The organism is Citrobacter cronae, from assembly GCF_016893685.1.
Lineage (GTDB): Bacteria > Pseudomonadota > Gammaproteobacteria > Enterobacterales > Enterobacteriaceae > Citrobacter > Citrobacter werkmanii.
In genome coordinates this window covers 602,425-622,805 of sequence record NZ_CP069763.1, presented here as the reverse complement: position 1 = coordinate 622,805, position 20,381 = coordinate 602,425, and the positions used below count along the sequence as shown (strand labels likewise).

The following is a 20,381-nucleotide window of genomic DNA, read 5'->3' as shown; positions in this document are numbered from 1 at the left end:
GTAGGCCTGATAAGCGTAGCGCCATCAGGCTNNNAAGCGCCACCCGGCAAGAAATTTAAAAAGGGGCTTATGGCCCCTTTTTTGTCATTATTCTGGAGAATTTATTATGGCGAAAGAATTTGGTCGCCCGCAGCGTGTGGCGCAGGAGATGCAGAAAGAAATCGCACTCATCTTGCAACGCGAAATCAAAGATCCGCGCGTAGGCATGATGACTACCGTATCTGGTGTTGAGATGTCCCGTGATCTGGCGTATGCCAAAGTATTCGTGACTTTCCTTAACGACCAGGACGAAGCGGCTGTGAAAAACGGCATTAAGGCCCTGCAGGAAGCCTCTGGTTTTATCCGCTCCCTGCTGGGGAAAGCGATGCGTCTGCGTATCGTGCCTGAACTGACCTTCTTCTACGACAACTCGTTGGTTGAAGGGATGCGTATGTCTAACCTGGTGACCAGCGTGGTGAAACATGACGATGAACGTCGTGTGAACCCAGCGGACGACAGCAAGGAGGACTGATGAGCCGTCCTCGTCGTCGTGGTCGCGACATTCACGGTGTCCTGCTGCTGGATAAGCCGCAGGGCATGTCCAGCAATGACGTACTGCAAAAAGTAAAGCGCATCTACAATGCCAACCGTGCGGGTCATACCGGCGCGCTGGATCCGCTGGCGACGGGCATGCTGCCTATCTGCCTCGGCGAAGCGACGAAGTTTTCACAGTATTTGCTGGATTCTGACAAACGCTATCGCGTAGTAGCCCGCCTGGGGCAACGTACTGACACCTCCGATGCTGACGGGCAAATCGTGCAGGAACGTCCGGTAACCTTCAGCGCAGAGCAACTTGCGAGCGCACTGGAGACTTTCCGCGGCGATATCGAGCAGGTTCCGTCAATGTATTCGGCGCTGAAGTATCAGGGTAAAAAGCTATACGAATATGCGCGTCAGGGCATTGAAGTGCCGCGTGAAGCGCGCCCGATTACCGTCTATGAGCTGCTGTTTATTCGCCATGAAGGTAACGAGCTGGAGCTGGAAGTTCACTGCTCCAAAGGCACCTATATTCGCACTATTATCGACGATCTGGGCGAGAAGCTCGGCTGCGGTGCGCATGTAACGTACCTGCGTCGTCTGACGGTCAGCAAGTATCCGGTGGATCGTATGGTGACGCTGGAACACTTGCGCGAGCTGGTTGAACAGGCTGAGCAGCAGAACATTCCGGCCGCTCAGTTGCTTGATCCCTTGCTGATGCCAATGGACAGTCCAGCATCGGACTATCCTGTTGTTAATTTGCCTTTAACATCGTCGGTTTACTTTAAAAATGGTAACCCGGTACGTACGACAGGTGTCCCGCTGGAAGGCCTGGTGCGTGTGACGGAAGGCGATGACGGCAAATTTATCGGCATGGGGGAGATCGACGATGAAGGTCGTGTCGCCCCCCGTCGCCTGGTGGTTGAGTATCCTGCATAGCGCTCTCTGTCTTGCGATAAAAGGGCGCTGCGAGTAGAATACTGCCGCTTAACGTCGCGTGAATTGTTTAACAATCTGCGTGGCGTATACACAAAATCATTCGAGCTGCATCAAGGCGGCAAGTCTGAGAATCCTCAGGAGCTTACTTAGATAAGTGACTGAGGTGAGCGGACGCAGCCAACGCAGAGTCAGTTTGAAGGATAAAGTGTATACACTGGGATAGCTGAATTAGAGATCGGCATCCTTTCATTCTTAACACTTTGGAGTTTTAAAATGTCTCTAAGTACTGAAGCTACCGCTAAAATCGTTTCTGAGTTTGGTCGTGATGCAAACGACACCGGTTCTACCGATGTTCAGGTTGCTCTGTTGACTGCACAGATTAACCACCTGCAGGGCCACTTTGCAGAGCACAAAAAAGATCACCACAGCCGTCGTGGTCTGCTGCGCATGGTTTCTCAGCGTCGTAAACTGCTCGACTACCTGAAACGTAAAGATGTTGCACGCTACACCGCGCTGATCGAGCGTCTGGGTCTGCGTCGCTAATTCTTTCGAGTTTCAGAAAGAGGGGGCCTTCATGGCCCCTTTTTTCCAGCAGATGGCAGCAATTCGCTGGAAACTAATGTATTGTTGCTATGAATGATCTTCCGTTGCAGAGGTTCGCGCGGCTAATGAGAGGCTTTACTCATGCGTATGGGTTAGGGTTGTCATTAGTCGCGAGGATGCGCAGAAGATCGGGTATTAACGATGGCGCAAAAATGTGCCGTCAAAAAATAGAGAAAGGATATTATTTTGCTTAATCCGATCGTTCGTAAATTCCAGTACGGTCAGCATACCGTTACGCTGGAAACCGGCATGATGGCGCGTCAGGCGACTGCCGCTGTTATGGTTAGCATGGATGACACTGCGGTATTCGTTACCGTTGTCGGCCAGAAAAAAGCGAAACCAGGCCAGGACTTTTTCCCACTGACCGTTAACTATCAGGAGCGTACCTACGCTGCTGGCCGTATCCCGGGTAGCTTCTTCCGTCGTGAAGGCCGTCCGAGCGAAGGTGAAACCCTGATCGCGCGTCTGATTGACCGCCCGGTTCGCCCGCTGTTCCCGGAAGGGTTCGTTAACGAAGTTCAGGTTATCGCGACCGTTGTGTCCGTTAACCCGCAGGTTAACCCGGATATCGTGGCAATGATTGGCGCATCCGCTGCGCTGACGCTGTCTGGCATCCCATTCAACGGCCCGATCGGTGCTGCGCGTGTTGGTTATATCAATGACCAGTACGTACTGAACCCGACTCAGGACGAACTGAAAGAAAGCAAGCTGGATCTGGTTGTTGCCGGTACCGAAGGTGCCGTACTGATGGTTGAATCCGAAGCTGAACTGCTGAGCGAAGACCAGATGCTGGGCGCTGTAGTATTCGGTCACGAACAGCAGCAGGTTGTTATTCAGGCGATCAATGAGCTGGCGAAAGAAGCCGGCAAACCGCGTTGGGACTGGCAGCCAGAAGCCGTCAACGAAGCACTGAACGCGCGCGTTGCCGCACTGGCAGAAGCTCGCCTGAGCGATGCTTACCGTATCACCGACAAACAAGAGCGTTACGCTCAGGTTGACGTGATCAAATCTGAAACCATCGCTCAGCTTACGGCAGAAGATGAAACCCTGGACGCCAACGAACTGGGCGAAATCCTGCACGCCATTGAGAAAAACGTTGTTCGTAGCCGCGTACTGGCAGGCGAGCCGCGTATCGATGGCCGTGAAAAAGACATGATTCGTGGTCTGGACGTGCGTACTGGCGTTCTGCCGCGTACCCACGGCTCCGCGCTGTTCACCCGTGGCGAAACTCAGGCGCTGGTCACTGCGACCCTGGGCACCACCCGTGATGCCCAGAACCTCGACGAACTGATGGGCGAGCGTACTGACAACTTCCTGTTCCACTACAACTTCCCTCCGTACTGCGTAGGTGAAACCGGTATGGTCGGTTCTCCGAAGCGTCGTGAAATTGGTCACGGTCGCCTGGCGAAGCGTGGCGTGCTGGCAGTGATGCCGGAACTGGATAAATTCCCGTACACCGTGCGTGTGGTTTCTGAAATCACCGAATCTAACGGTTCTTCTTCCATGGCTTCCGTATGTGGCGCTTCCCTGGCGCTGATGGACGCAGGCGTGCCGATCAAAGCGGCCGTTGCGGGTATCGCGATGGGTCTGGTGAAAGAAGGCGACAACTATGTTGTTCTGTCTGACATCCTGGGCGACGAAGATCACCTGGGCGATATGGACTTCAAAGTAGCGGGTTCCCGCGACGGTATCTCTGCACTGCAGATGGATATCAAAATTGAAGGTATCACCAAAGAGATCATGCAGGTTGCTCTGAACCAGGCTAAAGGTGCGCGTCTGCACATCCTGGGTGTGATGGAACAGGCGATTAACGCGCCGCGTGGCGATATCTCTGAATTCGCTCCACGTATCCACACCATCAAGATCAGCCCGGACAAGATTAAAGACGTTATCGGTAAAGGCGGTTCTGTTATCCGCGCCCTGACCGAAGAAACTGGCACTACTATCGAAATCGAAGATGACGGTACTGTGAAGATCGCAGCGACCGACGGCGAGAAAGCGAAATATGCTATCCGTCGTATCGAAGAGATCACCGCAGAGATCGAAGTAGGTCGTATCTACACGGGTAAAGTGACCCGTATCGTTGACTTTGGCGCATTCGTTGCCATCGGTGGCGGTAAAGAAGGTCTGGTACACATTTCTCAGATCGCTGACAAGCGCGTTGAGAAAGTGACCGATTACCTGCAGATGGGCCAGGAAGTACCGGTTAAAGTTCTGGAAGTTGATCGCCAGGGCCGTGTACGTCTGAGCATTAAAGAAGCAACTGAGCAGTCTCAGCCTGCAGGCGAACCGGAAGCTCCGGTAAGCCAACAGGGCGAGTAAGGTTGCCATTGCCCTCCGTGAGAACGGAGGGCCTTTAACCCGGCAGGACGCCTTGTTAGCAACCGGGGAACCTGGACGTTCATTCAATCGTTGTCTTCGGGAGTGGGAAATGAAGCCTTTTTTGCGCTGGTGTTTCGTTGCGACAGCACTCACGCTGGCTGGATGTAGTAATTCCGCCTGGCGTAAGAGTGAAGTCCTCGCAGTACCATTGCAACCGACTTTGCAGCAGGAAGTGATTCTGGCACGTATGGAACAAATTCTTGCCAGTCGGGCTTTAACCGATGACGAACGCGCACAGCTTTTATATGAGCGCGGAGTGTTGTATGATAGTCTCGGTCTGAGGGCACTGGCGCGAAATGATTTTTCACAAGCGCTGGCAATCCGACCAGATATGCCTGAAGTATTCAATTACTTAGGTATATATTTAACGCAGGCAGGCAATTTTGATGCTGCCTATGAAGCGTTTGATTCTGTACTTGAGCTTGATCCAACTTACAACTACGCGTACTTAAATCGCGGTATCGCATTGTATTACGGCGGTCGCGATAAGTTAGCGCAAGATGATCTGCTGGCGTTTTATCAAGACGATCCCAATGATCCTTTCCGCAGTCTGTGGCTTTATCTTGCCGAGCAGAAGCTCGATGAGAAGCAGGCTAAAGAAGCGTTAAACCAACGCTTCGAGAAATCGGATAAAGAGCAATGGGGATGGAACATTGTCGAGTTCTACCTGGGCAACATTAGCGAAGCAACGCTGATGGAACGCCTGAAGGCGGACGCAACGGATAACACCTCGCTCGCTGAGCATCTCAGTGAAACCAACTTCTATTTAGGTAAGTACTACCTAAGTCTGGGGGATTTGGACAACGCTACGGCATTGTTCAAACTGGCGGTGGCTAACAACGTTCATAACTTTGTTGAGCACCGATACGCATTGTTGGAATTATCGCTCCTGGGCCAGGACCAAGATGACCTGGCAGAATCGGACCAGCAATAGCTGACGTACACATCAGCCCGTAATCTTTTTTGATTGCCATCACCTTCACGGGTGAGGGCGTTGTTGTTCGTTAATACACCTACTTTGAGCCGGTTCACACTTTTCAATGAAAATTGCAGATCAATTTCATGATGAGTTATGTAGACTGGCCGCCATTAATTTTGAGGCACACGTACTACATGGCTGAATTCGAAACCACTTTTGCAGATCTGGGCCTGAAGGCTCCTATCCTTGAAGCCCTTAACGATCTGGGTTACGAAAAACCATCTCCAATCCAGGCAGAGTGCATTCCGCATCTGCTGGGCGGTCGCGATGTTCTGGGTATGGCCCAGACCGGTAGCGGCAAAACGGCAGCGTTCTCTTTACCGCTGCTCAACAATCTTGATCCTGAGCTGAAGGCACCTCAGATTCTGGTGCTGGCACCGACCCGCGAACTGGCGGTTCAGGTTGCAGAAGCCATGACGGATTTCTCTAAACACATACGCGGCGTGAACGTGGTTGCCCTGTACGGCGGCCAGCGTTATGACGTGCAATTACGTGCCCTGCGTCAGGGACCACAGATCGTCGTCGGTACGCCGGGTCGTCTGCTGGATCACCTGAAGCGCGGTACTCTGGACCTCTCCAAACTGAGCGGTCTGGTACTGGACGAAGCTGATGAAATGCTGCGTATGGGCTTCATCGAAGACGTTGAAACCATTATGGCGCAGATCCCGGAAGGTCATCAGACCGCTCTGTTCTCTGCCACCATGCCGGAAGCGATTCGTCGTATTACCCGCCGCTTTATGAAAGAGCCGCAGGAAGTACGCATTCAGTCCAGCGTCACTACCCGTCCTGACATCAGCCAGAGCTACTGGACTGTGTGGGGCATGCGTAAAAATGAAGCGCTGGTGCGTTTCCTGGAAGCAGAAGATTTTGATGCGGCGATTATCTTCGTCCGTACCAAAAATGCGACTCTGGAAGTGGCAGAAGCGCTGGAGCGTAGCGGTTATAGCAGCGCTGCGCTGAACGGCGACATGAACCAGTCTCTGCGTGAGCAGACTCTGGAGCGTCTGAAAGATGGCCGTCTGGATATTCTGATTGCAACCGACGTTGCGGCCCGTGGCCTGGACGTTGAGCGTATCAGCCTGGTCGTTAACTACGATATCCCGATGGACTCCGAATCTTACGTTCACCGTATCGGCCGTACCGGTCGTGCGGGTCGTGCTGGCCGTGCGCTGCTGTTCGTTGAGAACCGCGAACGTCGTCTGCTGCGTAACATCGAACGCACCATGAAACTGACTATTCCAGAAGTAGAACTGCCGAACGCAGAGCTGCTGGGCAAACGCCGTCTGGAAAAATTCGCCGCGAAAGTACAGCAGCAGCTGGAAAGCAGCGATCTGGATCAGTACCGTGCTCTGCTGGCGCAGATTCAGCCTACCGCTGAAGGCGAAGAGCTGGACATGGAAACCCTGGCAGCCGCACTGCTGAAAATGGCTCAGGGCGAACGTAGCCTGATCGTACCACCAGATGCACCGATGCGTCCTAAGCGTGAATTCCGCGACCGTGACGATCGTGGTCCGCGTGACCGCAACGATCGTGGCCCGCGTGGCGACCGTGAAGACCGTCCGCGTCGTGAACGTCGTGACGTTGGCGATATGCAGCTGTACCGCATTGAAGTGGGTCGTGATGACGGTGTTGAAGTCCGCCATATCGTTGGCGCGATTGCTAACGAAGGTGATATCAGCAGCCGTTACATCGGTAACATCAAGCTGTTTGCTTCCCACTCGACCATCGAACTGCCGAAAGGTATGCCGGGCGACGTGCTGCAGCACTTTACCCGTACCCGCATCCTGAACAAGCCGATGAACATGCAGCTGGTTGGCGATGCAGTACCGCATACCGGTGGTGAGCGTCGTGGCGGTGGCCGTTTCAGCGGCGAGCGTCGTGAAGGCGGTCGCGGTGAAGGCCGTGGTTTTGGCGGTGAGCGTCGTGAAGGCGGTCGTGGTGATGGTCGTCGTTTCAGCGGCGAACGTCGTGAAGGTGGTCGTGGCCCGCGCCGTGACGATTCTTCTGCTCCGCGTCGTGATGACTCAGCCGGTCGTCGTCGTTTCGGCGGTGACGCATAAGCCAAAACGGCTAAAAGCGTAAAATAAAGTATACAGCCCCGATCTCAACAATCGGGGCTTTTTTTATTTCAATTGTACTCGTGTACTGGTACAGTGCAGCACATTGATAAGTAGTCACAATATAAATGACTGGAGAGATGGCTAAATGGCAACACTAACCACCACCCAAACGTCACCTTCGCTGCTTGGCGGCGTGGTGATCATCGGCGGCACCATTATTGGCGCGGGGATGTTCTCTCTGCCGGTGGTCATGTCCGGGGCGTGGTTCTTCTGGTCAATGGCGGCGCTGATCTTCACCTGGTTCTGCATGCTGCACTCCGGGCTGATGATCCTTGAAGCCAACCTCAATTACCGGATTGGTTCCAGCTTCGATACCATTACCAAAGATCTGTTGGGCAAAGGCTGGAACGTTGTTAACGGCATCTCCATTGCCTTTGTGCTCTACATTCTGACCTACGCCTATATTTCGGCAAGCGGCTCGATTCTGCATCACACCTTTGCCGAGATGTCGCTGAACGTTCCGGCGCGCGCGGCAGGTCTTGGCTTTGCGCTGCTGGTCGCGTTTGTGGTGTGGTTAAGCACCAAAGCGGTTAGCCGCATGACGGCGATTGTGCTGGGGGCAAAGGTCATTACCTTTTTCCTGACCTTCGGCAGTCTGCTGGGACACGTGCAGCCCGCAACGCTGTTTAACGTGGCGCAGAGCAACGCTTCATATACGCCGTACCTGCTGATGACGCTGCCATTCTGTCTGGCTTCATTTGGTTATCACGGCAACGTCCCAAGCCTGATGAAGTATTACGGCAAGGATCCGAAGACCATCGTTAAGTGCCTGGTATACGGCACGTTGCTGGCGCTGGTGCTGTATACCGTATGGTTGCTGGGAACGATGGGTAATATTCCGCGTCCGGAATTTATTGGTATTGCGCAGCAGGGTGGGAACATTGATGTGCTGGTGCAGGCGTTGAGCGGTGTGCTGAACAGCCGTAGTCTGGATCTGCTGTTGGTGGTGTTCTCCAACTTTGCGGTCGCCAGTTCCTTCCTCGGCGTGACGCTGGGCCTGTTTGACTATCTGGCTGATTTATTTGGTTTTGATGACTCAGCAATGGGGCGTTTTAAAACCGCATTGCTGACGTTTGTGCCGCCAATTGTCGGTGGCCTGCTGTGGCCGAACGGTTTTCTGTACGCCATTGGCTATGCAGGTTTAGCTGCAACTATCTGGGCTGCCATTGTGCCAGCGCTGTTGGCACGTAAATCTCGCGAACGTTTCGGCAGTCCGAAATTCCGCGTCTGGGGCGGTAAACCAATGATTGCCCTGATTCTGGTCTTCGGCGTCGGCAACGCGGTTATCCATGTTCTGTCGAGCGTTAACCTGCTGCCGGTGTACCAGTAGAACAATTGCCCGGTGGCGCTACGCTTACCGGGCCTACAGAGATTGCGTAGGCCGGATAAGCCGCAGCCGCCATCCGGCACAAATAGCACTATCCCAACAATTCCTGCTTCACATCCATCGCCAAATCAAATGAGTGGAGCCGCGCCTGGTGATCAAAAATCTGGCCGTTAACCATAATTTCATCAGCCTGGGTTTCACGCAAAATAGCCTCCAGCCCGTGCCGCACTTTCGCCTTATCACCGACGAGTGACATGCGTAGCGCCTGCTGCACGCCATACTGTTCAGAAGCGGACCACAGTTGATGCATATTCTCTACCGGCGGCGGTAGCTGGCCGGTTTCGCCACGACGCAGTTTCATAAACGCCTGCTGCATTGAGGTGAAAAGAAATTCGGCATCGCGATTGCTGTCGGCGGCAATGATGTTGATGCATACCATTGCATACGGCTTTGCCAGGCGCGCCGAAGGCGTGAACTGGCTACGATACAGATGCAGCGCCTGATGCAGCATATCCGGAGCAAAGTGCGAGGCGAAGGCAAACGGCAGGCCAAGCTGCGCCGCCAACTGTGCGCTATACAAGCTGGAACCTAATAACCAGACCGGGATCTGCTCGCCGTAGCCAGGCACCGGGCGTACATGGGGGTTCGGGTCGTGGGCGTCGAACCACTCCACCAGTTCTGCTACGTCGCGTGGGAAGTTATCGATATCGCCACTCATATGGCGGCGCAGCGCGCGCATCGTTGGCTGATCGCTCCCCGGTGCGCGGCCAAGCCCGAGATCGATGCGTCCCGGATACAGCGTGTTCAGGGTACCGAACTGCTCGGCGATCACCAGCGGCGAATGGTTGGGCAGCATCACGCCGCCAGAACCCAGATGCAGCTTGGTGGTATTGGCAGCCAGATAACCAATCAGCACAGAGGTTGCGGCGCTGGCGATGCCGGTCATGTTGTGATGTTCTGCCAGCCAGTAGCGGTGATAGCCGCGCTTTTCAGCCAGCCGTGCGAGATCAAGCGAGTGCGTAAAGGCTTCTTTTGCCGAAGATCCTTCAGGGATCGGTGCCAGATCCAGCACCGAGAACGGAATAGTTTTGTCAGTCATAACGGCTCACTTTGTTACCGGTTAATCATTTAATACTGCATTAAAATTTGATTAACGTTGTTAACAAAGTGAGCTTTATGAGACTGACGGCAAAAACAATGCCCGATGGCGCTGCGCTTATCGGGCCTAGGGATCGCGATTTGTAGGCCGGATAAGGCATCTATGCCGCCATCCGGCGAGGTTTTATCAGGATTGCAGCTCCAGCCCAGCCAGACGTTTCCAGTAACCGTTGCAGTCGCTATGGGCGGTAAGCGGTAATGGGGCAGTGCCGTTTTCATTGGCGCGGAAGGCATCCAGCATGGCAAATGTTTCCGTGCCTGAAGGGGACAGACGTACAATATCCACCAGCCCCTGCATGGATGTCAGCTCGTTGCCGAGGTTGTAAACATAGCCGCTCATGGTCTGAATCCCGTTGAGAACAAAGACCTGTTGATTCTCCTGCGACAGCACATCTCGCCCGTTCGGGTATTTGATGCAGCAGGTTTCACACTCGTCTTTTGGCCGATCTTCGGAACGCGCCGTAAAGCAACGGGCAGAGTACGCCAGCGGCAGATGGCCGTAGCTCAGCACTTCCACTTCAAACTTATCGCGGATAGCTAACTCTTCACACTGGTTGAGCAGATTGATCAGCCAGTCGCGAGATAATTCTACCGGCATACACCAGCGCACCATCCCTTGTTTGAGCAGCAAACGCAGCGTCACCGCGTTGTAGCAGTTGAGCGCATGTCCGGCGACAAACGGCAGCTTACGCTCCGCGCACATGTTTACCACGCCCAGATCGCTGGCTTCCAGCAGGAAGTCGCCGTTTTCGACATAGCGCTTTAATTCGCCTAGCTCAGACGAGGCCTGCACCAGCGCCAGCGTTGACAGCACCACCTGTTTACCGCTGCCGGCGAGCGACTTCGCCATATCAATCCAGTCGCCGACTTTAGTGGCGCGACGTTTGCTGCATACCGCTTCGCCAAGATAGATAATGTCGGCCTGGCTGGCGGCGGCCTGCTGATAAAAATCTTCCAGCGTTTCTTTTGGCCAGTACCACAGCACCGGCCCTAAGGAATATTTCATTGCTTCTCTCACTGCCATTTACGGTGATACGCGCCAAGCGTGGTCTGCGTGCCTTCGGACATGGAACCGAGCGTTTCCATCCATGCCGCCTGTGGCGCATAGTTCTGTGGGTCGGCTATACAACGATCGATCGCCTGACGCCACACTTTCGCCACCTGGCTGACGTAGGCCGGGCTACGCTGGCGTCCCTCGATTTTTACCGAGGCAATATTGGCCGCCAGCAGCTCCGGCAGCAGCTCCAGCGTGTTCAGGCTGGTGGGTTCTTCCAGCGCATGATAGCGCTCGCCGTCAACCAAATAACGGCCTTTACACAGTGTCGGATAACCGGCATTTTCTCCGTCCTGATAGCGGTCAATCAGCACTTCATTCAGACGCGATTCCAGACCTTGTTGGGTCTGCTGCCAGCGAACAAAACGCGCGGGAGAGCAAGCGCCAACCGTGTTAGGCGATTCACCCGTCAGGTAGGATGAAAGATAACACCGCCCTTCCGCCATAATGCACAGGCTGCCAAAGGCGAACACTTCGAGTGGAACGGGCGTGACGCGAGCGAGCTGCTTCACCTGATGAATAGACAACACGCGCGGCAGCACCACGCGCGCGACATCAAAGTTGCGATGATAAAAATTAATCGCCTCTTCGTTGGTAGCAGATGCCTGAACAGAGACATGGCGCTCAATATGCGGGTAGCGCTCTGCGGCATACTCAAGCATGGCGAGGTCGGCGAGGATTAGTGCATCCGCACCCAGTTGCGCCGCCATATCTACGGCCCGCTGCCAGCGCGCATAACCATCCGGATGCGCAAAGGTGTTAATCGCGATGTGCAGCTTACGACGGTGTTGATGGACAAAACTCACCGCTTCCTGCAATTTTTTCTCGGTAAAATTAAGGCCGGCGAAATGACGGGCGTTGGTATCATCTTTCAGCCCGATGTAGACAGCATCAGCGCCGTTCTCGATGGCCGCCTTAAGCGCCGGGAGATTTCCGGCAGGGCAGAGCAGCTCCATAATTTATCCTGAACGTAGCGCCGTGAAGGGCGCAGAAATGTTAACGAAGAGGGATTTTAGTTAACCTTGCTGAGACAATTTTTGATTTGAGGCAGTTAAAGTCGTATTGGTGATAGCAATAAAGAGGTAACAATTTCGCATCGAATTGTTGATTTATGCCGCTATGTCGTTTATTGGATATGGCAAAATAGCAGGACTATTGAAACAGGGAGTAAAGCTCGTGTTGGATAAACTGCGTTCACGCTTAGTACATTTTGGTCCTTCTCTGATGAGTGTACCGGTTAAACTGACGCCCTTTGCGCTGAAGCGCCAGGTCCTGGAGCAGGTTCTGAGCTGGCAGTTTAGCCAGGCGCTGGCTGATGGAGAGCTGGAGTTCCTCGAAGGCCGCTGGCTGAGTATTCATGTGCGTGATATTGGCCTCCAATGGTATACCTCTGTTGAGAACGATAAACTTATCGTCAGACAGAGTGCCGATGCGGATGTGAGTTTTAGCGCTGACGCCAGCGATTTACTGATGATTGCTGCACGTAAGCAGGATCCGGATACGCTTTTCTTCCAGCGTCGCCTGGTGATTGAAGGTGACACAGAATTAGGGCTATACGTAAAAAATCTGATGGACGCCATCGAACTGGATCAGATGCCTAAAGCGTTGCGCGTCATGCTGATGCAGTTGGCGGATTTTGTTGAGGCGGGAATGAAAACGACGCCAGACACCAAACAGACTTCGGTAGGTGAGCCATGCTGATTCGAGTTGAGATTCCCATCGATGCCCCCGGTATTGATGCGTTGCTGCGTCGTTCATTTGAGAGCGATGCGGAAGCGAAATTAGTGCACGACCTGCGTGAAGATGGTTTCTTAACGCTGGGTTTGGTTGCGACAGATGACGAAGGTCAGGTAGTGGGTTACGTCGCGTTCAGTCCTGTCGATGTTCAGGGTGAAGATCTGCAATGGGTCGGCATGGCGCCGCTCGCAGTGGATGAAAACTACCGTGGTCAGGGCCTGGCGCGTCAACTGGTCTATGAAGGACTCGACTCCCTGAACGAGTTTGGCTACGCCGCGGTGGTTACGCTGGGCGATCCGGCACTGTACAGCCGCTTTGGCTTTGAGCTGGCTGCACATCATGACCTGCGTTGCCGCTGGCCGGGCACCGAAAGCGCGTTCCAGGTTCATCGCCTGGCGGACGATGCGCTGGAGGGCGTGACGGGCCTGGTGGAATACCACGACCACTTCAATCGTTTTTAACATCCGGGGTTTGCAGGCTGCTCAGCAGAGCCTCAAGCCCTCCGCCCTCTACAAGGCGCTCTTTCTGACGCTTTGTGAGCTGTTTGACGCGATACTCGATGCGCAGAGCCAGCGAACGGTCGCCGACCTGCGCCGCAAATGCCAGGGTGAGTTCTCCCTTTCCACGTAGCGCCTTCGCGCCTTTCCCGTTCTGATGTTGCTTATATCGACGCTCCACATCGGTGGTTATTCCGGTGTATAAAGCGTTGTCCGCGGTACGGATCAGATACAGATACCAGGGTGTCATTGTCACCATCGACGTGATAATTTTCAGGCCTACAGTATAAAAGAGAACAGAAATGGAAACACTGACTGCGGTGACCCGCTGGCTGGCAAAACAGCACGTCGTAACCTGGTGTGTACACCAGGATGGTGAATTGTGGTGCGCCAATGCGTTTTACCTGTTTGATGCGCAAAAGGTGGTGTTCTATGTGCTGACCGAAGAGAAAACGCGTCATGCTCAGATGTCCGGGCCACGTGCGCCTGTTGCCGGTACGGTAAACGGCCAGCCCAAAACGGTAGCCCTGATTCGCGGCGTACAGTTTAAAGGGGAAATCCGCCGTCTTGAGGGGGAGGAGAGCGACGTTGCGCGTAAAGCGTATAATCGCCGCTTCCCGGTGGCCAGAATGCTGTCCGCACCCGTGTGGGAAATTCGGCTGGATGAAGTCAAATTTACGGACAACACGCTGGGCTTTGGCAAAAAAATGCTCTGGCTACGAGACTCACGCCCCGAGAATACGTAATGCCTCACGGTTAAACGCTGGCAGGTCATCCGGTGTTCTGCTGGTTATCAGCTGATCGTTATCATTCACCATTTCCTGATCGTAAAATTCGGCGCCCGCATTTTTTACGTCAATGATGATAGGTTTCACGGCGGTAAGTTTACGGCCACGAATGACATCCGCGCTGATCAGCAACTGTGGACCGTGGCAAATAGCAAACACCGGTTTGCCGCTGTTAACGAAATCCCGGGTAAAGGTCACGAAACGATCGTCCCCGCGCAGGTAGTCCGGCGAGTGACCGCCTGGCAGTAGCAGGGCGTCAAAATCGGCAGGGCGCACATCCTCGATCGCTTTGTCGATAGTGACGCTGGCTTCTCCTTTTTTCCCCTTCACCGTTTTGCCTGCCTGTTTTTCAATGGTGATGACTTCATGCCCGGCCTGGCGAAATTCTGCTGCTGGTGATGTAAATTCTGAATCTTCAAACTCATCAGTGATTAAAACGGCAATCTTCTTGCTCATGTTTCCTCCGTTGAGTTGCTTGCGAATGAGGCAGAATTTCCATGTTGGCGGATAATTACCTCACGAACTATTAAGTCTGGTCGCTAAGGCTGAGAGTGCAAGACGGACAAATCTGTAAAGGAGCGAGGATGAGTCAGGTGTTAATAACAGGCGCAACGGGGCTGGTAGGCGGAAATTTGCTGCGTATGCTGCTTAATGAACCCCGGGTCAACGCCATTACGGCGCCGACGCGTCGACCGCTGGCTGATACGGTTGGCGTTTATAATCCCCATGATCCGCAGCTAACTGATGCTCTGGCGCAAGTCACCGATCCGGTCGATATCGTTTTTTGTTGTCTGGGAACCACCCGGCGTGAAGCCGGCTCGAAAGAGGCGTTTATCCACGCTGACTATACGCTGGTGGTGGACACCGCCCTGACGGGACGCCGGTTAGGCGCCCAGCATATGCTGGTGGTGAGTTCGATGGGCGCGAATGCGAATTCACCGTTTTTTTATAACCGGGTGAAAGGGGAAATGGAACAGGCGTTAATCGCGCAGAAATGGCCGCGCCTGACGATTGTCCGACCTTCGATGCTACTGGGGGAACGGGATAAACAGCGGACGAATGAGAAGTTTTTAGCGCCGTTGTTCAGGCTGCTGCCGGGTAACTGGAAGTCGATTGAAGCGCGTGATGTTGCACGGGCAATGCTGGCAGAAGCGCTGGCGCCAGGAGATGAGGGCGTTACGATCCTGACCTCTTCCGAGCTACGCGAAAGGGCAAAATAAAATGCCGGGTGGCGCTGACGTTTATCCGACCTACAAACGATGACGTCCTGTAGGCCGGATAAGACGCTTATGCGTCGCTATCCGGCATCGGTATTACTTAATAAACGTAAAGGCCGTCGTGACGCGTTTCACGCCGCTTACCCGGCTGGCGATATCCGCCGCCGCCTTCGCTTCACGTTCAGTAACCAGGCCCAGCAGGAACACTTCCCCGTTCTCGGTGGTGACTTTCACGTTAGAGGATTTCACCTGATCGCTGGTCAGCAACTGGGAACGTACTTTGGTGGTGATCCAGGTATCGTTGGACGCATCGCCCAGACCGATTGGCTGGCCCTGACGGATCTCATTAAAGACCTCAGTGGTACCTTCTACGCCCATTGCAATCTGTTTTGCCCGCGCAGACAGCTCGCTATTTGGTGACTGACCGACCAGCAGAACCTTGCCCTGATACGCGCTAACGTTGATACGCGCTTCTTTCTTGATCTGGGCATCTTTCGACAACGCCGTATTGACGCGTAATTCCAGGGTTCCGTCGTCTACCTGAGTGCCGACACTACGCGGATCCGTCGCGGCTTTAGTCCCGACGGCTGCGGTTCCGACCACGGCGGCAGCTACACAGCCTTGCAGCAGCAGTGCAGCGATAATCACAGCAAGCGGCGAAAATGCCTTCATGTGTACTCCTTAATCATCCTGGTGAGGAAAAAGCGTGTTATCGATGAGATCGCAAAGGCAGTTGACCGTCAGCATATGCATTTCCTGAACGCGGGCGCTGTGGTGTGAGGGAATGCGGATTTCAACATCCTGCGGCCCCAGCAACCCGGCCAGCTCCCCTCCGTCATACCCGGTCAGCGCGACGATTGTCATGTCGCGGGTCACGGCGGCTTCAACGGCTTTCACGATATCGCGGCTATTACCACGCGTAGAGATTGCCAGCAGAACATCACCTGCATGTCCCAGCGCACGGACTTGTTTTGCATAAACTTCGTCGTGCAGGCGATCGTTGGCAATCGCAGTTAAGACCACATTATCAGTATTTAGTGCAATAGCAGGTAAACTTGGCCGTTCCGTTTCAAAACGATTGATCATGCTGGCAGCAAAATGCTGTGCGTTGGCAGCGGACGTCCCATTACCACAACAGAGAATTTTGTTGCCATTAAGCAGGGACTGAACCAGCGTCATGGCTGCACGGGAGATCGCATCCGGGAGCGCTTCAGCCGCAGCTATCTGAGTTTGAATGCTTTCTGTAAAGCAGACTTTAATTCTATCTAACACGCTAATCCTTAAGAACCAGGCTCTGAATCTTCAACTATGAGCGGTCGTTGAACGCGTCTTTAAACCACTCAACATCATTTCCGGTGAAGGCTAACACATCGAACCGGCAATCCACAGTATCAAAACTCCCATTGTGGCGCGCAAGCCACAAGCGGGCGGTCTGTAATAATTTGTGTTGTTTGCTCCGGGTCACACTCGCCGCCGCGCCGCCAAATTGGGCTGAACGCCGGTAGCGAACTTCAACAAATACGGTGGTGTTGCCTTCACGCATTATCAGGTCGATTTCGCCGCCACGTTCACGCACGTTGGCGGCGATGAAATGCAGTCCCTTGCTGTGCAGCCAGTCACGCGCAACAGCTTCCCACGCGTCACCGGTCTGTTTGTTCGTTAACTGGCGGGGACGACCTGTCCTTGCTGGTATTTGAGCCATGATAACTTCCTGTTAATCACACAATCCTGATTTGCGGTTAATGCGCCAGTGTTGCCGTTAATTTCGAAGCCCTGCACCTGACGCATTTGCGAGAAGTGGTTGGCAAGCGACCAGGCATCGACACCCATCGCGTACATACGCGCCAGCGAGTAGTCGTTACGCACCGCGCCAAGCGCCTGCTGCATGAGAGGCATGTTAGCGCCTGCCAGCATTGGGATTTCGCTGTACTGCAAGCCTTCCATTTCCAGACGGAAGTCCGGGCCAGCGGTTCCCTGCGCGCTACGGGAGCTGGCATACAGCGTTGCTCCGCTCTGGCTGCCGTTACGCATGGCGATCATCGGTTTAATAAAGGCGATTTCTTCCGGCGTCGCCAGAATATACACGGCGTCAACACGGCCACTGCCCCCGGTGATTTGCGCATCGGTGGGCGCTGCCGGAATCGTCAGACCGCCAATCGTCACGCCAGGCTGCGCAGGTACAGAAGAGGCTACCGGGCTGCCCGTCAGGGAAATACCAGCGCCGCCGTTGACACCCATTTTCAGCTCAGCCGTGGAGCCGAACTTCTGCTGCAGCACTACGCCGCCGCCCAGTTTTTGCCATTCCTGCGCAAAAGCATTAGCCACGCGATCGCCTAACGAACTGCGTGGGATCAACAGCAGCGGCGTCTGTTTGCCTTGATCGCGGATGTGGCGTGCGGCATCGCGCGCTTCATCTTCTGGCGACAGGGCAAAGTAACAAACATTCGCCAGATTCTGTACGGACTCAGGCTGGTTAAGCGCCAGGACGTTTAATGGCGTATTGCTTTTCATCAGCTCTTCAACATTATTCTTCAACAGCGGGCCTACCACGATGCTGGCGCCATCCTGCTGAACCTGGGCCAGGATCTGGTTCAGCGGCTGCGATGAGGTGTCGTAGATTTTCAACTCAGCGGACGGATTTGCCGGCGCGCTGGCGATCGTTGGTTGTGCTGGTGGGGTTGGCTGTGGGGCTGTAGCTCCTGGCTGCGCAGGCGTCTCGTTGGTCAGATCGCTTACTGACGCCTGAGAAGGGCTGGCAACACCGTCAGTCGTTTGCGGCTGATCCGTGGTCGTCACAGCAGAGGCATCCGCGGCGGTAACAGGAGCGGCTACCGGCTGAGTGCCCATGTTTTTCGCGGCTTCAAAGCCTTGCTGAATAGTACGACCAAATACAGCGGCCTGACCGTTCAGCGGCAGCAGCAGGGCAATCTTGCTGGTGGAAGCTGGCTTAAAGCTCTGCACGTTAACCAACTGCGTTGGCAGCAGTTTTGCTCCCGGGTTTTGCGGGTAACGTTTTTGCCAGTCGGCAATACCGGCTTTCATCATGTCCGGGTCGTTACGGTTATCGAACCAGACGCGCTGGAGGTCCAGCCAGCCTTGCAGTACGTTTTCATCCGCATTGATGACCAGCGTCTGCGCTTGCTCCTGGGTCATGGACGACAGCGCCTGCCAGGTTGCATCGATGTTTTTCTGTTTAGCGTTCGCGGCAAGCAGTGGTTCCTGGGCGATCAGGGCGCGCAGCAGCGACAGCGACGGGCGACCCTGATTGGCGTCGATTTGCGCCTGCCAGTAACGCGCCTGCTGGTTTTGGTCGAAATCGGCGGGCGTGAGTTTATCCAGCAGGGCCTGGGCTCCCGCGACATCTTTCTGCGCGAGCTTGATCTCGACGGCCAGCAGTGACTGCTCACGACGCTGGGCATCGTTTAGCTTCTGCGGTAACTGGTTGAACAATTCGATAGCCTGCTGGCTCTTGCCTTCTTTCAGCAGTGCACGAATGGCGAGTAATTGCCAGTTGGTCTTGCTATCATCTGAACTTTGCTGCATCTGTTGCAGATAAAAGCCGGAATCAGCCTGCGCAGTGCCCTGCATATGGGCTGCGCTCTGGTCTGGCGCCTGGGTGCCACAGCCTGCGAAAATCAATGCTGCCAGAATGACTGGTAGCGCACGCGCGGCTTTCAAACGAGAAAATGTTGAGGGTACCATACTGTATCCAGTGATATTTTTTTACGCAATGCTCAATATTAAATCGGCAATACGGACGACACAATGAAACAACACGAATCGGCGGATAATTCTCAAGGCCAACTCTTTATTGTACCTACTCCTATCGGAAATTTGGCTGATATTACCCAACGAGCGCTCGAAGTTTTACAAGCCGTTGATTTAATTGCCGCTGAAGACACCCGTCATACAGGATTATTGTTACAACACTTCGCGATTAACGCCCGTTTGTTTGCCTTACACGATCACAATGAGCAACAAAAAGCCGAGACGCTGGTGGCAAAGCTCAAAGAAGGGCAAAACATCGCGCTGGTTTCTGATGCCGGAACGCCGCTGATTAACGATCCGGGCTACCATCTGGTGCGCACCTGTCGCGAAGCAGGTATCCGCGTGGTGCCGCTGCCAGGCCCTTGCGCGGCGATTGCTGCCCTGAGCGCTGCCGGTCTGCCGTCTGACCGTTTTTGCTATGAGGGTTTTCTGCCTGCCAAATCGAAAGGCCGCCGCGATGCGATGAAAGCCATTGAGGCAGAACCGCGTACGCTTATTTTTTATGAATCTACCCACCGTTTACTGGATAGTCTGGAAGATATGGTCGCCGTCTGGGGCGAATCCCGTTATGTGGTGCTGGCGCGCGAACTGACCAAAACCTGGGAAACCATACACGGCGCGCCGGTCGGCGAACTACTGGCGTGGGTCAAGGAAGATGAAAACCGTCGTAAGGGCGAAATGGTGCTGATTGTCGAAGGGCATAAAGCGCAGGAAGATGACCTCCCGGCTGATGCGCTGCGTACGCTGGCGTTGTTACAAAAAGAGCTGCCGCTGAAGAAAGCGGCGGCGCTGGCAGCGGAAATTCACGGCGTGAAAAAGAATGCGCTGTATAAGTACGCGCTGGACCAGCAGGGGGAGTAAGAGTGAGCACCTACCAACCACCTTTCGTCGTCACTCCATTGATCCTTAATCAAGTCATTGAAATTGGTGAGTTGATGGGGCATTGGGCCGCGATGGCTGGTAGGGCATCTCCTCTTTTGCGCAAAGAAAATCGTATTCGCACCATTCAGGCCTCTTTAGCGATTGAGCATAATTCATTGACTACAGAACAAGTCACCGCTCTGATGGAAGGAAAACGTATTCTACAAATCTTGTCGAACCAGCCGGGCAGATCTGCCAAAAGTATCGCTGAAGAGTGTGAAATCTCAGCTCGCACCGTAGAGCGGTATCTGAAAGCGTTGCAGCTAAAGCATTGTGCTTCGCTTTAGCTGCTATCAGTAGCAAGATCTCTTTAGCATTCAGGATGTCCTTCTACCCTGGCGTATGCCGCGAATCACACGATGAGCAGCCGTTTTT

General features: G+C 54.2%; 23 protein-coding genes and 1 pseudogene. 15 read left to right on the top strand and 9 right to left on the bottom strand.

Going from position 1 to position 20,381, the window contains the following annotated elements:
- The first annotated feature begins 106 nt into the window (after positions 1 to 106).
- From rbfA to mtr, 8 genes are all read left to right on the top strand, one after another.
- The gene (gene rbfA, locus JSN25_RS02565) at positions 107 to 511 is read left to right on the top strand and encodes a 30S ribosome-binding factor RbfA (RefSeq protein WP_003024988.1); all 405 of its coding nucleotides are present in this window, start codon (positions 107 to 109) and stop codon (positions 509 to 511) included.
- Entirely contained in the window at positions 511 to 1,455 is a 945-nt protein-coding gene (gene truB, locus JSN25_RS02560; RefSeq protein WP_199966641.1) for a tRNA pseudouridine(55) synthase TruB, read from the top strand. The genes rbfA and truB overlap by 1 nt, the downstream gene beginning before the upstream one ends.
- 273 nt (positions 1,456 to 1,728) lie before the next feature.
- The gene (rpsO, locus tag JSN25_RS02555; protein WP_000059465.1) at positions 1,729 to 1,998 is read left to right on the top strand and encodes a 30S ribosomal protein S15; all 270 of its coding nucleotides are present in this window, start codon (positions 1,729 to 1,731) and stop codon (positions 1,996 to 1,998) included.
- Between the two features lie 246 nt (positions 1,999 to 2,244).
- The gene (gene pnp, locus JSN25_RS02550; RefSeq protein ID WP_038634187.1) at positions 2,245 to 4,380 is read left to right on the top strand and encodes a polyribonucleotide nucleotidyltransferase; all 2,136 of its coding nucleotides are present in this window, start codon (positions 2,245 to 2,247) and stop codon (positions 4,378 to 4,380) included.
- Positions 4,381 to 4,489: 109 nt separating this feature from the next.
- Positions 4,490 to 5,374 (top strand): lipoprotein NlpI, encoded by an 885-nt coding sequence (gene nlpI, locus JSN25_RS02545; protein WP_038634184.1) that lies wholly within the window; start codon positions 4,490 to 4,492, stop codon positions 5,372 to 5,374.
- A 106-nt stretch (positions 5,375 to 5,480) separates the two neighbouring features.
- Entirely contained in the window at positions 5,481 to 5,561 is an 81-nt protein-coding gene (yrbN, locus tag JSN25_RS02540; RefSeq protein ID WP_010723222.1) for a protein YrbN, read from the top strand.
- The gene (deaD, locus tag JSN25_RS02535; RefSeq protein WP_204525422.1) at positions 5,554 to 7,479 is read left to right on the top strand and encodes a DEAD/DEAH family ATP-dependent RNA helicase; all 1,926 of its coding nucleotides are present in this window, start codon (positions 5,554 to 5,556) and stop codon (positions 7,477 to 7,479) included. The genes yrbN and deaD overlap by 8 nt, the downstream gene beginning before the upstream one ends.
- A gap of 145 nt (positions 7,480 to 7,624) precedes the next feature.
- On the top strand, positions 7,625 to 8,869 hold the full coding sequence (gene mtr, locus JSN25_RS02530; protein ID WP_038634179.1) for a tryptophan permease: 1,245 nt from the start codon (positions 7,625 to 7,627) through the stop codon (positions 8,867 to 8,869).
- 88 nt (positions 8,870 to 8,957) lie between these two features.
- Here the strand turns inward: mtr and JSN25_RS02525 are convergent, their stop codons facing one another.
- The 3 genes from JSN25_RS02525 to ubiU all read right to left on the bottom strand — a co-directional run bounded on the left by JSN25_RS02525 (position 8,958) and on the right by ubiU (position 12,034).
- The gene (locus JSN25_RS02525) at positions 8,958 to 9,965 is read right to left on the bottom strand and encodes a luciferase-like monooxygenase (RefSeq protein ID WP_204525421.1); all 1,008 of its coding nucleotides are present in this window, start codon (positions 9,963 to 9,965) and stop codon (positions 8,958 to 8,960) included.
- Positions 9,966 to 10,151: 186 nt separating this feature from the next.
- The gene (locus JSN25_RS02520; RefSeq protein WP_422678871.1) at positions 10,152 to 11,030 is read right to left on the bottom strand and encodes a U32 family peptidase; all 879 of its coding nucleotides are present in this window, start codon (positions 11,028 to 11,030) and stop codon (positions 10,152 to 10,154) included.
- A gap of 8 nt (positions 11,031 to 11,038) precedes the next feature.
- Complete coding sequence (ubiU, locus tag JSN25_RS02515) at positions 11,039 to 12,034, bottom strand: ubiquinone anaerobic biosynthesis protein UbiU (protein ID WP_006687898.1); 996 nt, start codon at positions 12,032 to 12,034, stop codon at positions 11,039 to 11,041.
- Positions 12,035 to 12,254: 220 nt separating this feature from the next.
- Between ubiU and ubiT the strand changes: the two genes are divergently transcribed.
- On the top strand, positions 12,255 to 12,779 hold the full coding sequence (gene ubiT / locus JSN25_RS02510; RefSeq protein WP_204525420.1) for a ubiquinone anaerobic biosynthesis accessory factor UbiT: 525 nt from the start codon (positions 12,255 to 12,257) through the stop codon (positions 12,777 to 12,779).
- Positions 12,773 to 13,276 carry a GNAT family N-acetyltransferase gene (locus tag JSN25_RS02505; RefSeq protein ID WP_003024966.1) on the top strand — a complete coding sequence of 168 codons (504 nt, stop codon included), beginning with the start codon at positions 12,773 to 12,775 and terminating at the stop codon, positions 13,274 to 13,276. The genes ubiT and JSN25_RS02505 overlap by 7 nt, the downstream gene beginning before the upstream one ends.
- Here JSN25_RS02505 and JSN25_RS02500 read toward each other — a convergent pair.
- Complete coding sequence (locus tag JSN25_RS02500) at positions 13,263 to 13,562, bottom strand: GIY-YIG nuclease family protein (protein ID WP_159121508.1); 300 nt, start codon at positions 13,560 to 13,562, stop codon at positions 13,263 to 13,265. The two genes, JSN25_RS02505 and JSN25_RS02500, sit on opposite strands and share 14 nt — an antisense overlap.
- Positions 13,563 to 13,614: 52 nt before the next feature.
- On the opposite strand from JSN25_RS02500, the gene JSN25_RS02495 reads away from it, so the two are divergent.
- A complete protein-coding gene (locus JSN25_RS02495; protein ID WP_087856883.1) occupies positions 13,615 to 14,058 on the top strand; it encodes a YhbP family protein in 444 nt (147 codons plus the stop codon).
- Here JSN25_RS02495 and JSN25_RS02490 read toward each other — a convergent pair.
- Positions 14,038 to 14,556, bottom strand: coding sequence for a type 1 glutamine amidotransferase domain-containing protein (locus JSN25_RS02490; RefSeq protein ID WP_038634164.1), 519 nt, complete (start codon positions 14,554 to 14,556; stop codon positions 14,038 to 14,040). The genes JSN25_RS02495 and JSN25_RS02490 overlap by 21 nt on opposite strands.
- A gap of 128 nt (positions 14,557 to 14,684) precedes the next feature.
- Here JSN25_RS02490 and JSN25_RS02485 point away from each other — a divergent pair, with 128 nt between their 5' ends.
- Entirely contained in the window at positions 14,685 to 15,320 is a 636-nt protein-coding gene (locus JSN25_RS02485) for an NAD(P)H-binding protein (protein ID WP_038634162.1), read from the top strand.
- Between the two features lie 93 nt (positions 15,321 to 15,413).
- Here JSN25_RS02485 and dolP read toward each other — a convergent pair whose 3' ends face one another.
- Genes dolP through JSN25_RS02465 form a run of 4 tightly spaced genes read right to left on the bottom strand, consistent with a single transcriptional unit; the run spans position 15,414 to position 19,019 of the window.
- Positions 15,414 to 15,989, bottom strand: coding sequence for a division/outer membrane stress-associated lipid-binding lipoprotein (dolP, locus tag JSN25_RS02480; protein WP_003024954.1), 576 nt, complete (start codon positions 15,987 to 15,989; stop codon positions 15,414 to 15,416).
- Positions 15,990 to 15,998: 9 nt separating this feature from the next.
- Positions 15,999 to 16,589 carry a DnaA initiator-associating protein DiaA gene (gene diaA / locus JSN25_RS02475; protein WP_003024948.1) on the bottom strand — a complete coding sequence of 197 codons (591 nt, stop codon included), beginning with the start codon at positions 16,587 to 16,589 and terminating at the stop codon, positions 15,999 to 16,001.
- A gap of 34 nt (positions 16,590 to 16,623) precedes the next feature.
- A complete protein-coding gene (locus tag JSN25_RS02470) occupies positions 16,624 to 17,019 on the bottom strand; it encodes a YraN family protein (RefSeq protein ID WP_087856882.1) in 396 nt (131 codons plus the stop codon).
- A complete protein-coding gene (locus JSN25_RS02465; RefSeq protein ID WP_204525419.1) occupies positions 16,977 to 19,019 on the bottom strand; it encodes a penicillin-binding protein activator in 2,043 nt (680 codons plus the stop codon). Before JSN25_RS02465 ends, JSN25_RS02470 begins: the two co-directional genes overlap by 43 nt.
- Before the next feature lie 63 nt (positions 19,020 to 19,082).
- Between JSN25_RS02465 and rsmI the strand changes: the two genes are divergently transcribed.
- The 3 genes and pseudogenes from rsmI (at position 19,083) to JSN25_RS21965 (ending at position 20,293) form a co-directional block, all read left to right on the top strand.
- Positions 19,083 to 19,946, top strand: a complete 864-nt coding sequence (gene rsmI, locus JSN25_RS02460; protein WP_038634156.1) for a 16S rRNA (cytidine(1402)-2'-O)-methyltransferase — start codon at positions 19,083 to 19,085, stop codon at positions 19,944 to 19,946.
- 2 nt (positions 19,947 to 19,948) lie between these two features.
- Positions 19,949 to 20,170 (top strand): annotated as a pseudogene (locus JSN25_RS21970) (Fic family protein); the annotation flags it as partial.
- Positions 20,150 to 20,293 (top strand): HTH domain-containing protein, encoded by a 144-nt coding sequence (locus JSN25_RS21965; RefSeq protein WP_233593225.1) that lies wholly within the window; start codon positions 20,150 to 20,152, stop codon positions 20,291 to 20,293. The pseudogene JSN25_RS21970 and the gene JSN25_RS21965, both read left to right, overlap by 21 nt.
- Positions 20,294 to 20,381: the final 88 nt, after the last annotated feature.